Annotated in this window: 12 protein-coding genes and 1 pseudogene; all 13 read right to left on the bottom strand. The window is 23.5% G+C overall.

Annotation, left to right across the window (positions count from 1 at the left end):
• Window positions 1-384 precede the first annotated feature (384 nt).
• The 13 genes and pseudogenes from FEF22_RS02275 to rpmF all read right to left on the bottom strand — a co-directional run bounded on the left by FEF22_RS02275 (window position 385) and on the right by rpmF (window position 12,748).
• The gene (locus tag FEF22_RS02275) at window positions 385-552 is read right to left on the bottom strand and encodes a hypothetical protein (protein WP_138107752.1); all 168 of its coding nucleotides are present in this window, start codon (window positions 550-552) and stop codon (window positions 385-387) included.
• A gap of 865 nt (window positions 553-1,417) precedes the next feature.
• The gene (locus FEF22_RS00010) at window positions 1,418-1,591 is read right to left on the bottom strand and encodes a hypothetical protein (protein ID WP_210352252.1); all 174 of its coding nucleotides are present in this window, start codon (window positions 1,589-1,591) and stop codon (window positions 1,418-1,420) included.
• A gap of 2 nt (window positions 1,592-1,593) precedes the next feature.
• The gene (locus tag FEF22_RS02220; protein ID WP_282595951.1) at window positions 1,594-1,716 is read right to left on the bottom strand and encodes a hypothetical protein; all 123 of its coding nucleotides are present in this window, start codon (window positions 1,714-1,716) and stop codon (window positions 1,594-1,596) included.
• A 1,638-nt stretch (window positions 1,717-3,354) separates the two neighbouring features.
• On the bottom strand, window positions 3,355-3,696 hold the full coding sequence (locus tag FEF22_RS00015) for a hypothetical protein (RefSeq protein ID WP_138107742.1): 342 nt from the start codon (window positions 3,694-3,696) through the stop codon (window positions 3,355-3,357).
• Window positions 3,697-5,762: 2,066 nt separating this feature from the next.
• Complete coding sequence (locus FEF22_RS00020) at window positions 5,763-6,089, bottom strand: tRNA (adenine(22)-N(1))-methyltransferase TrmK (RefSeq protein WP_138107743.1); 327 nt, start codon at window positions 6,087-6,089, stop codon at window positions 5,763-5,765.
• 745 nt (window positions 6,090-6,834) lie between these two features.
• Window positions 6,835-7,011 (bottom strand): annotated as a pseudogene (locus FEF22_RS00025) (RsmD family RNA methyltransferase); the annotation flags it as partial.
• Window positions 7,012-7,086: 75 nt separating this feature from the next.
• Window positions 7,087-7,605, bottom strand: coding sequence for a bis(5'-nucleosyl)-tetraphosphatase (symmetrical) YqeK (gene yqeK, locus FEF22_RS00030; RefSeq protein WP_138107745.1), 519 nt, complete (start codon window positions 7,603-7,605; stop codon window positions 7,087-7,089).
• A 39-nt stretch (window positions 7,606-7,644) separates the two neighbouring features.
• Window positions 7,645-8,196, bottom strand: a complete 552-nt coding sequence (locus FEF22_RS00035; protein WP_138107746.1) for a YqeG family HAD IIIA-type phosphatase — start codon at window positions 8,194-8,196, stop codon at window positions 7,645-7,647.
• Between the two features lie 12 nt (window positions 8,197-8,208).
• Window positions 8,209-8,682 carry a transcription elongation factor GreA gene (gene greA / locus FEF22_RS00040; protein WP_138107747.1) on the bottom strand — a complete coding sequence of 158 codons (474 nt, stop codon included), beginning with the start codon at window positions 8,680-8,682 and terminating at the stop codon, window positions 8,209-8,211.
• 52 nt (window positions 8,683-8,734) lie between these two features.
• Window positions 8,735-9,328 (bottom strand): O-methyltransferase, encoded by a 594-nt coding sequence (locus FEF22_RS00045; protein WP_138107748.1) that lies wholly within the window; start codon window positions 9,326-9,328, stop codon window positions 8,735-8,737.
• A 26-nt stretch (window positions 9,329-9,354) separates the two neighbouring features.
• Window positions 9,355-9,792 carry a Holliday junction resolvase RuvX gene (ruvX, locus tag FEF22_RS00050; protein WP_246833678.1) on the bottom strand — a complete coding sequence of 146 codons (438 nt, stop codon included), beginning with the start codon at window positions 9,790-9,792 and terminating at the stop codon, window positions 9,355-9,357.
• Window positions 9,789-12,410, bottom strand: a complete 2,622-nt coding sequence (gene alaS / locus FEF22_RS00055; protein ID WP_138107750.1) for an alanine--tRNA ligase — start codon at window positions 12,408-12,410, stop codon at window positions 9,789-9,791. Before alaS ends, ruvX begins: the two co-directional genes overlap by 4 nt.
• Window positions 12,411-12,556: 146 nt before the next feature.
• Window positions 12,557-12,748: a 50S ribosomal protein L32 gene (gene rpmF, locus FEF22_RS00060; protein ID WP_138107751.1), complete on the bottom strand. Its 192-nt coding sequence runs from the start codon at window positions 12,746-12,748 to the stop codon at window positions 12,557-12,559.
• Window positions 12,749-13,234 lie beyond the last annotated feature (486 nt).

Consider the following 13,234-nt stretch of genomic DNA (forward strand, 5'->3'; position numbering starts at 1 on the left):
TTATTCTTCCATCTATATAACATTAAAGAATAAGTTCATTTATTTGCAGGTAGGGTTCAAAGTTAGTTAACAATAAACCTATAATGTTTTTTAAAAACATTGATAATTTTGAAAATCCAATAATATAATAATTTTCAAATAACTTTGATGAACAGTTACAATTCATTTCTGTTCAGTAGTACAATTACCCCGTTTATTGCATTTAGCCTTCTTTCATAAAGGTTATCCATGTGAGTCATTCTTCTGGCGTGATCTTGTTGGATATGAATTTCTCCTCAACCCGCTTTTATTCTTTGCTGTAACTTTTGATTCTTTCGTTTCAAAAGCCAAGAATCTGAAGGAACACATTATCATGATGTTCGTGATGCGTGAAATCACTGATAATTAGGCATCATTTCGCGCCCTAACAGTTTGTCGAATGTCTTCAGGTATTAAAGAAACATTTTTTAATAAAAAAGTTATATCATTTTTTTGTATATCAGGATATTTTGATAAAGCAAAATTTAAATTATTAATATATGTTTGATGATGTTTAGTATATCGCGATAGAATTAAGACGTTTAGCTATTTTTTTAAAAGTTATTATCTTAAGCCCCGCACACCACCACGCAAGCAAGTTTCCAAGCACGTAGCGGTTACAACATTTTTAATATTAATTATTATTCAAATTATTATCAATAATATATTGATAATTTTTCTAAATAAAATATGTATTATTAAAAATATATTTCTTTTTAATAATTTTTTTATAAATCGATAAAAAATATTTTTTATATTTCTGATAAATCAATATTCAAAAAATAATCTTTATCTTTTTAAAAAATAATATAAAAATGTGGTTTCCTCTTTCGCCTTGTGAAAGTTATTATCTTTCTCCTTGGTAGGCCATTATACTAAAACATTCCAGTTTAGCTTTAAGTTTCCTACGACTACTATGATTTTGCTTTTCCCTTGTCCCCACCAACTTAGGTGTTTTATTTAATTAATAAATTAATAAATAAGGGATTTAGAGAGATAGAAGTTACTATAAAAAACTACCGTGTACTTTTAGGAGAGATAACCTATTCCAAAAATATATAGGTGGATTTTTGTCTACTTTCCTATAAAAAGGATGATAATTTAATTTGTCTACATTACTAACAAATTAATGAAACAAAATAAGGAAAATTTAATTATTGTATCCAAAAGGTAGATGAAACAACCTATCTCTTTTTTCTCTTAGGATTATTTCAAATCTTATCCATGAGTACTTTCATCTTGCGAAATCATATTGGTTAAATAATTTCACCTCAATTCGCTTTTATCTTCTGCTGTATTTTATAGTCTTTTCATTCCATAAAACAAAGATATGATGTACAACATTATCACAGTTGTTGCAATTGGTTAAATTGCTAGTATTTTATGCATCTTTCTCGCCCTATTTATCATCTATAAATTCTTCTTTAATGCCTGAAATATCCAAAAAATCAAAAAAACAATTTATTTTAGGAATATGATGATCAAATAAAGAAAAAATTAATTGTTTCAAATTAAGCCATTCTTGAAAAGAAAAACAAGATAAAGTTTTTACTGAATCAATATCATAAAACAACTTTACTTTATCAGATAATATTGAACCTGATTCATCGGGATAGAATTATTGCACTTTACTGTTTTTAATACAGAATTATCACAATTAAGCCCCCCACACCACCGAACAAGCAAGTTTCCAAGCATTCGGCGGTTAAATTAATCGTTTTATTTTATTTAGCTTTCTTTTATTAAATAAATAAATTTTTTTACATTAAGTTTCTTTTTCCACAAAAGGAAAAAATATTTTTTTATTATCAAAAAATATAAAACATTAAATATTTAAAAAATTTTACTCAATATTTGATTCTGAATATAAAATATAAAATGATTATTTAATAAAAAATATCAAAATTTTAATTTAAAAACGATTAAATTTTTCTCTTTCGCCTTGTAAAGGTTATTACCCTTCGCCTTGGTGAGTCAGTTCACTTCTTTTTTCCACAAGAAACTTTTAATTACTCACGACTACTATGATTCTGCTTTTTCCTTGCTTAAAAAAATATCTTTTTTTTATAAACAAATAAGTAAATAAAAAAATAAATTAAAATTATTTAAGTTTAGGAAGATCGAAGTTACTCTAAATAATTACGTTGATTCTTTTAGGCGAGTTAACCTTAACTTTTTTCCTTTTTTTCTTTAAAAGAATAATCAAATTATATTAAGTTATAGGTAGGTAGAAGAGTTGTTACTAAAAACATCTTTCATAAATCGAAAGTGGTGATTTTGAAGAACTAACACGAATATCTTCAAATTACTCTTCTTTATCAGTAATTTCATATTCTTTCTGACTAAGTTTCTCGTTTTGACTACTCTTTTTTTTACTCTTAGGTTCGTTTAAGAACTTATCCATGAGAATCTTAGTCTTGCTAAATCATGTTGGCTAGAATATTTGCCTCAACAAGCTTTTATATTCTGCTATAACTCGATATACTTTAGTTTTATCAAGCCGAATATATGACTTATACTATCACCAATAGCATTAAGATTCGTTAATTCTTTATTATTTAGGCATCTTTCGCGCCCGTGTTATCGAGATAGAATTAGACCGTTTTTCTCTTTACTAGATATTAATCTAAGCCCCTCACACCACTGAACAAGCAAGTTTCCAAGCATTCAGCGGTTAAAAAAGTTTTTTTTCTAAACTTCTTTTTCCTCTTTCGCCTTGTAAAGGTTATTAACCTTTGCCTTGGTGAGTCAGTACACTTCTTTCTTCCAAAAGAAGCTTTGAATTACTCACGACTACTATGATTCTGCTTTTTCCTTGCTTCCGCAGACTATTCTACGTTTTTTTCTTAAAAAAAAATGTTTTCTTCTAAGAGAGAAGTTTAGGAAGATCGAAGTTACTCTAATTATCTACGCGACTCATTTAGGTATGCAAACCTTTATAATTTGTGCTTCAATCTATAATCTATATAACATTAAAGAAAAAATTTTTTTTATATAGGTAGGAACAAAGTTAGGTTTATAAAATACCTATTATGTTTTTTATAAAAAAACATTGATAATTTTGAAAATTATTGGATTAAAGTTTCAAATAACTTTGATAAACAGTTGCAATTCATTTCTGTTCAGTATTTTAATTACCCCGTTTATTGCATTTAGCCTTTTTTTTCATAAAGGTTATCCTTGTGAGTCATTCTTCTGGCGTAATCTTGTTGGATATGAATTTCTCCTCAACCCGCTTTTATTCTTTGCTATAACTTTTGATTCTTTCGTTTCAAAAACCAAGAATACGAAGGAACACATTATCATTATGTTCGCGATGCGTTAAATCACTGATAATTAGGCATCATTTCGCGCCCTCCAACCTATCATAGAATGTTCTTTTTTTTCATTTTTTACAAAATCTGAATTAATTATTGAATTAATTCCTTTATTTTCTTCATTAATCGGAGTAACAGTAGAAGAAGAAGAAGGTGTTAAAGAAAAATTAGAATTTGATGAAAAAACTTCATTAATATTTCCATCTTTAAAAATAGTACTTAAATCATGCAAAGGGATCAAATCCTCTTTTTCATCGTTTTTTACAGCATAAATTCCAGATAAATTAAAATAAAAAATAATTATAATAAACCAAAAAACAAATAAATTAAAACTTTTTAAAAAAAATTCTTTCTTATTCAATTTTTATATTTCTTCTTTTCTAATACAAAATTTATAATTTTAAAAGTAAATTTAATACTATTTTAATTATTTATTAATAATAAAAATATTTTAAAATAATATAAAATATATTTTTTAAAATATTTTAAATTAAAAAATTATAAATTTTAATAATAATTAAAAATTATGTTTTTATTATAATAATTTTATTTATAAAAAAAAAACATTAGAGAAAAAAAATAATAATAAAAATATTTTTTAAGCTATACGTTTAATCTTTTTAAAAAAATTTTAATTAAATTAAAAAAAATATAAAAAATAATGGTGGCTTCGGGCAGAATCGAACTGCCGACACGAGGCTCTTCAGGATGCGAATAGAAAAATTGCGCCTTAATAATTAATATTATCAGGTTTCAATAAGCCCTCGCCCAAACCGTACAGGCATGTCTCCATGCATACGGCTTTCCAAGTTCAACTCTTAAAGTTCATCAATCTTTAATTGTTTAGATATAACATAATCTACTGGACAAATAATATTAGTTTGTAAAATAGATTACATACTCAAAACAATATAATTTATATTATTTTGTTTAGTCTCTCTGCCTTCCTTCGCCTTGTAAATGGCTTTCCCATTTTCCCTGATAGGTCATTACTCCTACGACTACTATGTTGGCTCTGCAACCATGACCCTATTCAATTCCTTAATAAATATAGATTAAACTGATGTCTTATTGTTTAATCATGGGTTTTAGGTCTTCTTAGGTAACTATAAATGCTAGGTTAATGATAAATAGCGGTTGGAGTCTTATGATAGAGTAATTTTAAATACTCTTGGTTAAGAGAATTTTTCAACAAAATTTTTTTTATTATTTTGTCAGATAATATATGAAATACCAACGTCCTTTATTTCAAACATCTCTTTATTAGGTATATTTTGGAATTTTATCGTCAACCATGCCTAATGCTGTAGAATTGCTACCATTCTCTGCTCTTTATTTTTTTTAAAATTCAACCTTATTTTATCTTCTCTCGAAACTACATAAAAGATAACAATAATTAAATTGTTTACGATTTTTTTCTTTTAGTTCCTTCACAAACATGCTATTTTCCCTTTTGTTTTTTCAAACTCAGGTTAGTTTGTTGAGTATTCCTATTATCATGAGGAATGAGGTACCTAATGTATTTTGACCTCTGTCATTTATGTTCGAAATCGAGATAGAATTAGACCGTTTTTCTATTTAATAGATATTAATCTAAGCCCCTCACACCACCGAACAAGCAAGTTTCCAAGCATTCGGCGGTTAAACAAGTTTTTAAAAAAACTTGTTTTTCCTCTTTCGCCTTGTAAAGGTTATTAACCTTTGCCTTGGTGAGTCAGTTCACTTCTTTTTTCCAAAAGAAGCTTTGAATTACTCACGACTACTATGATTCTGCTTTTTCCTTGCTTCCACAGACTATTCTGTGTTTTTCTTAAGAGAATTTTTTTCTCTAAGAGAAGTTTAGGAAGATCGAAGTTACTCTAATTATATACGCGACTCATTTAGGTATGCAGACCTTTATATAATTTAATCTTCAATAATCTTCAATCTATATAACATTGAAGAATAATTTCATTTACATTTATGATAAAGGTAGGTTCAAAGTTAGATTATTACTAACCATATGATGTTTTATTTAAAAACATTGATAATTTTGAAAATACGTTAATTAATTTTCAAATACCTTTGACTTAATTTTTATAAATTAATATTATTACTATTATTAAATTATTATCAATTATCCTTTTAATTGCATTTAGCCTTTTTTCATAAAGGTTATCCATGCGAGTCATTCTTCTGGCGTAATCTTATTGGATATTTATGAATTTCTCCTCAACCCGCTTTTATTCTTTGCTGTAACTTTTTATTCTTTCGTTTAAAAAGCCAAGAATATGAAGGAACATATTATCATTATGTTCGTGATGCGTGAATTCACTAATAATTAGGCATCATTTCGCGCCCCTAACGCCCCCGTTGCTCTATCCAGCTGAGCTACTCAAACTTTTTCTTATAAAACAACATATATTATACTAGAAATAACATTTTTTTTCAATGCACATAATTATAATTATTCTGCAAAACTTTTAAAAAAACATAATAAAATTTATCAAAAACAACATAATAGTTTAAAATAATAAACCCATTTTTTTCTAACCAATCAATTAAATAATAAATTTTACCCTGACATCCTAATAAAAATTTCTTACCATTATAAGAAGATTTTTTTAAAATATTAATAATTGTATGAGGTCCCATTCCGCAAATTATTGCTAAATCAAATTCTATTTCATTTAAATTAACAAATCCATCACTTAAATAAAATTCTACATTATATTTTTTTAAATTTATCGAGATAGAATTAGACCGTTTTTCTATTTAATAGATATTAATCTAAGCCCCTCACACCACCGAACAAGCAAGTTTCCAAGCATTCGGCGGTTAAACAAGTTTTTTTAAAAACTTGTTTTTCCTCTTTCGCCTTGTAAAGGTTATTAACCTTTGCCTCGGTGAGTCAGTCCACTTCTTTCTTCCAAAAGAAGCTTTGTATTGCTCACGACTACTATGATTCTGCTTTTTCCTTGCTTCCACAGACTATTCTGTGTTTTTTTTCAGAAAATAATTTTCTCTGGGAGAAGTTTAGGAAGATCGAAGTTACTCTAATTATTTACGCGACTCATTTAGGTATGCAGACCTTTTTATAATTTATTCTTCCATCTATATAACATGAAAGAGTAAGTTATTTTATATAAATAAAGGTAGGTTCAAAGTTAGGTTAGATAGATATAACCCTATGATGTTTTTTTATCAAAAACATTGATAATTTTGAAAATCTTTGAAAATAATTTTCAAATAACTTTAATAAACAGTTACAATTCATTTCTGCTTAGTATTATAGCATTTACACCTTTTTTATTGTATTTAGCCTTTTTTCATAAAGGTTATCCATGTGAGTCATTCTTCTGGCGTGATCTTATTGGATATGAATTTCTCCTCAACCCGCTTTTATTCTTTGCTGTAACTTTTCATTCTTTCGTTTCAAAAGCCAAGAATATGAAGGAACACATTATCATTATGTTCGTGATGCGTGAAATCACTGATAATTAGGCATCATTTCGCGCCCTTCAAAACCATAAGAACCTGTTCCAGCAAATAAATCTAAAACTACATTTCCTTGTATAGAATTACCAATTGTATCGAATAAAGCTTTTCTAACTAAATGAGAAGTACTTTTAGTCTTATAAGAAGGAACTAAATTTAAATTAAAGCCTTTATATTTTCCAGAAATAATACGAAGCATAAATTCACCTATTATTTTTTTATTTTTTATTAAAAAAATTTAATATTTTTAATTGCGCTTAGTTAAAAAAATTATTTAACTTTTAATTTTTGTCTTTTCTTTATGAATATTAAAATTTAATTCTAATATTTCAGAAAAAGTTTTGCTTAAATCTTGAAAAACCATTTTCCTGAATATATTAACTTGAGGATATTTTCTATTAATTTCTATTTTATCGCTTATAAAAATAATTTTATCTAATTTATTCATATTTTTATGTCCTAAAACATGATTATTAATAGCATTTATAATTTTTTTATCTTTAACGCCAAAATATTTTTCCAAAACAAAAGAAGCACTAAAAGCATGATAAACAAAAGTTTTATTTTTATATTTTTCAATAATATTTTTATCTAATACTGATAAATGAAATTCTAAAGGTTCATTTCTTGTATAATCATGCATTAAAGAAGCAATTTGAGCATGAACAATATCTACTTTATAAAATAAAGCTAATTCAATGGATTTTTGATAAACTCCAATAATATGATTTAAACGAGATATATCGTTTTTAAATTTTATTTGAACTTTTTTCAAAATTTTTTCTATTATCATAACACAATAATAACAAATATAAAAAATTAATTCAATATTTCAAGTTTCTATAAAATTTTTAAATTTTTTTTCATAAAGCAAAGAATCTTCTTTTTTAACTTTATTTATAAAAACATTTTCTATAAAAAAACGACTAATTTTAGTAAATAAAAATTCTTTTTTCCTATTTAAAGGTTTAACTAAAATAGAAATAATTTTCATTTTATTAGCTCCATAAATATCAGTTCTCAATTGATCTCCAATCATAACAACTTTATCTGAAGATGAATTAACTAAATTTAAAGCTTTTTTAAAACCAAAAAGAGAAGGTTTTTTTTGATAAATATTCAAATAAACATAAAAAAAATCATATTTTATAATTTTTTCTAATTTTCTTTTGGAAGCATTAGATAAAATAACTACTTGAAATTTTTTATTTAATTTTTTTAATAATTTAACAGTTTGTAAAGTTAATTTATTTTCTGAAGGACTTAATAAGGTATTATCTAAATCAAAAAATAAACTTCTAATTCCTTTTTTATAAAATTCAGAATAAGGAATAACAAAAACAGAATTATAATAAAATTTAGGTAAAAAATTTTTACTTTTCATATTATTCTTTTTCTACTCAACTTTTAAAATTGTAACTTGAATTTTTTTTCCTGTTTCAGTTTTAAATAATACTTCATCGCCTTCTCTATATCCTTTAATAGCTTGCCCTAAAGGAGATTCTATAGAAATTTTATTTAAAGAAGGGTCTACTTCTAAAATACCTACTAATTGCAATGATTTTTCTTCCATATTATGATTAAATCTTAAATGCACAGTTTTACCTAAATTAATTTCTTTATTTTTACTAGAAGTATTAATGATTATAGCATTTTTTAAAATATTTTGTATTTCTAAAATACGTGATTCTATTATAGCTTGTTCGTTTCTAGCAGCACTATAATCAGCATTTTCGCTTAAATCACCTTGTTCTCTAGCTTCCCTAATGGATTCTAAATTTTCATTCCTTTTAACATTTTTTAAATATTCTAATTCTTCTTTTAATTTATCAATACCTGATTGAGTTAAATAATACATTTTATTATCCATTATATTTTATTAATTCCCCTGTTTATTTATTTAAATATATGTTTAAAAAATTTTATTTTTTCTGAGAAACACTTATTCCATCGCCTATATTTTTAAATATAGTATTAAAATTATTATTTTCTTTTAAAAAATTTTTAAATTTTTTTAATTTAACGATTATTCTTCTTGTTCTTTTTGAAACATTTAAATCATTTAAAATTAAATTATGAAAATTTAAATTATCACAAACAATAAAACCTTTATGTTTTAAAAAAAAACTATATTTTGAAAATATTTTTTCATACTGTGCCTTTGCACAATCAATAAAAATAAAATCATATTGAATTTTAGGCTGGTAAAATAAAGCTTCAGCCCATATAAAATCAATATTGCAACTAAAATTTAAAAAAAATTTTTTTGCTAATTTATATTTTAAATAATCTCTTTCAATAGTTGTAATATAATTAAATTCATTAGACATTGTTAAAGCGCTATATCCAATGCCAGTACCAATTTCTAATATATATTTAAAATTATTTTCTTTAATTATTTTTTGTAAAAATTTGGAAATTTCATCTCTAATAATAGGTATTTTATAATGAATTGAAATTCTTTTCAATTCTTTTAAATATTTAATTTTTAAAGATTTTTTATTTTGTAAAAACATAATAATTCATTTTTTATTTTCTTAATTTAATTTTGATTATTATAATAATTCAAAAAACTTTGCAAAATAACCATAGCAGCCATTTCATCTTTCAATTTATTAACATTTTTCTTTTTACAATTAATATTTCTTAAAATTTGCAAAGAATTCTTAGTAGATAAACGTTCATCCCATAAAATAACATCTAAAAATGGAAAATTTTTTTTAATTCTTTTTTTAAAAGATAAACTAATATTAGCTTTTATTCCAATATCATTATTCATATGTTTTGGATATCCTAAAACTATTTTTTTCACATCAAATTTTTCAATAGTTTCTTTTAAAAAAGGAATTAATTCATGATATTGTTCTTTGTTAAAAAAAATAGTTTTCAAATTAGTAGCTAGTATTCCAAATTGAGAAATAGCTATTCCTAAAGTTTTTTCACCTAAATCTAATCCTAAAAAGCAATTTTTTTTATTCATAAAAAAGTTTTCCATTTTTCAACAAAGATATTTTTTTTTCGAGAATTACAAATATTTCCTTGACCAAAATTTTTATTTCCTCCACCACAAATATTTAAATAAGATTTTGCATTTTTTATAAAAAGAGATACATCAATATTATTACTCTGACATAAAAAAACAAATTTATCTTCATTTTGTTTGCATAATAAACATAAAAAATCAATTTTCATTTTATAAAATAATTGTTTTAAAAGAACTTTTAATAAATTAACAGGTAAAATTTTGTTATCAATAATTATAAGTTCTTTTTTTGTAAATTTATAAGGAATAAAATTAATATATTCTTTTAAAATATCTTTTTCTTGTTGTTTAAAAATTTTTTTTTGTAATTCATCTGAATATTTTTTCAATTCGTTAATATAATTTTTATATTTTTGAATATTTTGAAAACTATCAATAATAGTATTTAAAAAAAAAGGTTTTTTGTCCAAATTTAAAAAAATATCACCAACTATATTTTTTTCTAATTGGTTAATTTTATATAATATTTTTTTCTCTTCTGAAAAAAAATATTCAATATTTTCTTCAATTATAGACAATAAATTGTCTCCTGAAGTTGCTTCTATCCTATAAATTCCTGAACCTATAGAAGTACAATTTAAAATAACAAATTTATGTAATTTTTTAGTATTACTAACATGAGTTCCGCCGCATAACTGTTTTGAAATATCAGAAATTTGTACTAATCTTAAATTTTTTTCATCATAAATTTTATTTTCAAAAGAAAATAAATTATTTTTTTTAGCATCCTGAAAACTTATGTTTTTTATTTTAACAGGATAATCTGCATTAATCCATTTATTAACTTGTTCTTCTATTTTGCATATTTCTTCAAAAGATAAATTTTTAAAATGATTAAAATCAAATCTAAAAATTTTATTTCCTATAAAAGAACCTTGTTGTTCAACATGAAAACCTAATATCTTTTTTAAAGATTCACATAAAAGATGTGTAGATGTATGATTAATAGAATGTTTTTGTCTTGTTTTCGTATCAATACAAGCTAAAACTTCTTGTCCTTCAGTAAAACCTAAAGTTGAACAATAATGAAAAATTTGACCATTAGGCAATTTAATAACTTTATTAACAAAAATATTATCAATCATACCTTCATCTGAATTTTGACCACCCATAATAGGAAAAAAAGGAGTTTTTTGTAAAACAATTCCTTGTTCAAAAATTTTTATTATTTTAGTTTTTATTGAAAATAATTCATAACCAATAAATTCACTTTTTTCTTTAAAATTTAAAAAAATAGGATTCTGTTTTTGCATATTAGAATTAATATTTGTTCTTTTTCGCGATAATTGTTTCTGTTTATCTAAAAAAAAATCAAATTTTTTATCCTCTATTAAAACATTATGTTGTTTTGCATACTGAAAAATAACATCCTTAGGTAAACCAAAAGTATCATATAATTTAAAAAAATTTTCACTAGAAATAGTATTATTGTTAACTAATTTTAAAAAATGTTCTTTACCTAATTTTAAATTTATTAAAAATTTTTCTTCTTCATTTTTAATAATATTTTCAATTAAAAACCTTTTTGTTTTTAAAAAAGGATAAGATTCTTCCATAGTTTCAATAACAACTTTTACCAATTTAAATAAAAAAGGTTTTCTTTTAGAAAATAATAAATCACTATTTTGCAAAGCTCTTCTTAAAATTTTTTTTAAAACATATCCTCTTCCGACATTAGATAAAACAACTCCATCAGCAATACCAAAAACTAAAGTTTTAATATGATCGGCAATAATTTTGAATATTTCTTGACCTTTATATTTTTGACCACTTAATTGAGAAATTTCACTAATAATAGGAAAAAAAAGATCAGTTTCAAAACTAGTATCAGTTTTTTGTAAAATACATGATATTCTCTCTAATCCAGCACCAGTATCAATATTTTTATTCGGTAATTCATTAAGTTTATCTCTAGAAACATTTAATTCGCAATTATATTGAGAAAAAACAATATTCCAAATTTCAATAAAACGTTTGTTCGATATATCGTTAATAATTAACTCTTTACCTCTAGAATCATACTTTTCTCCCCTATCAAAAAAAATCTCTGTACAAGGTCCACAAGGTCCTTCTCCTATTTGCCAAAAATTATTTTTTAAAGGGATTAAATGTTCAACATTAATATTTTTTTTTAACCAATAATTATATGTTTCAAAATCTTTATAAAAATAAGTAAAATAAATTTTTTCTTTAGGAAAATTAAAATATTCAGAAGAAAATAATAATTCATAAGCTAGATTTATAGATTCTTTTTTAAAATAATCTCCTATAGAAAAATTTCCTAACATTTCAAAAAATGTATGATGAACAGGTGTTTTTCCTATATTTTCAATATCATTCATTCTTAAACATCTTTGAATATTAACAATTTTAGAAAAAGGAGGTATTTCAGAACCATCAAAATACTTTTTTAAAGGAGTAACACCTGCATTGATCCATAATAAATTACGATCTGATTCAGGTATTAAGGAAGATGATTCTATTTTATAATGTTGTTTTTTTATAAAAAATTCTAACCACATTTTTCTAATTTCATGAGATGTTAATTTTTTCATTTTATTTTATTAATTTTTCCTTCAGAATAAAATTTATTAACTACAATTATTGAATTAAAATAAAAAATTTAAAAATTATATTTTCAAATATATATTAATTTTATAAAATAAAGTATCAAAATTAATTAATAAAAATATTTAATAAATTATTTTTTAGTATCTTCTTTTTTATTAAAAATTAATTTTCCTTTGTAATAAACACTATCTTTGGTAATACGATGTGATAAAACAAAATTATTAGTTTCTGGACAAATAACTAAATTAGGAACATTTAATTTATAATGTGTACGTCTTTTACGTTTTGAAGTTTTACTAGTTCTTCTAAAAGGAACTGCCATTTTTTAATCTCCTTTTTTTTCATTATCAAAAAAAAAATATTTTTTGAAAAATTTTAAATTTGATAATAAAAAAATAATTTTAAAATTATTATTAATAATAAAATAACTGTCAAAAATAAAAAAATATTAAATTTATAACTTTATATATTTATATTCTATATTATTTTTGAAGTTATATATAAAAAAAATGTTTATAAATATGGCGTTTGAGAAGGGATTCGAACCCCTGACCGACGGCTTAGAAGGATGCGAATAGAAAAATTGCGCCTTAATAATTAATATTATCAGGTTTCAATAAGCCCTCGCCCAAACCGTACAGGCATGTCTCCATGCATACGGCTTTCCAAGTTCAACTCTTAAAGTTCATCAATCTTTAATTGTTTAGATATAACATAATCTACTGGACAAATAATATTAGTTTGTAAAATAGATTACATACTCAAAACAATATAATTTATATTATTTTGTTTAGTCTCTCTGCCTTCC

The organism is Texas Phoenix palm phytoplasma (genome assembly GCF_005774685.2).
Classification (GTDB): domain Bacteria; phylum Bacillota_I; class Bacilli_A; order Acholeplasmatales; family Acholeplasmataceae; genus Phytoplasma.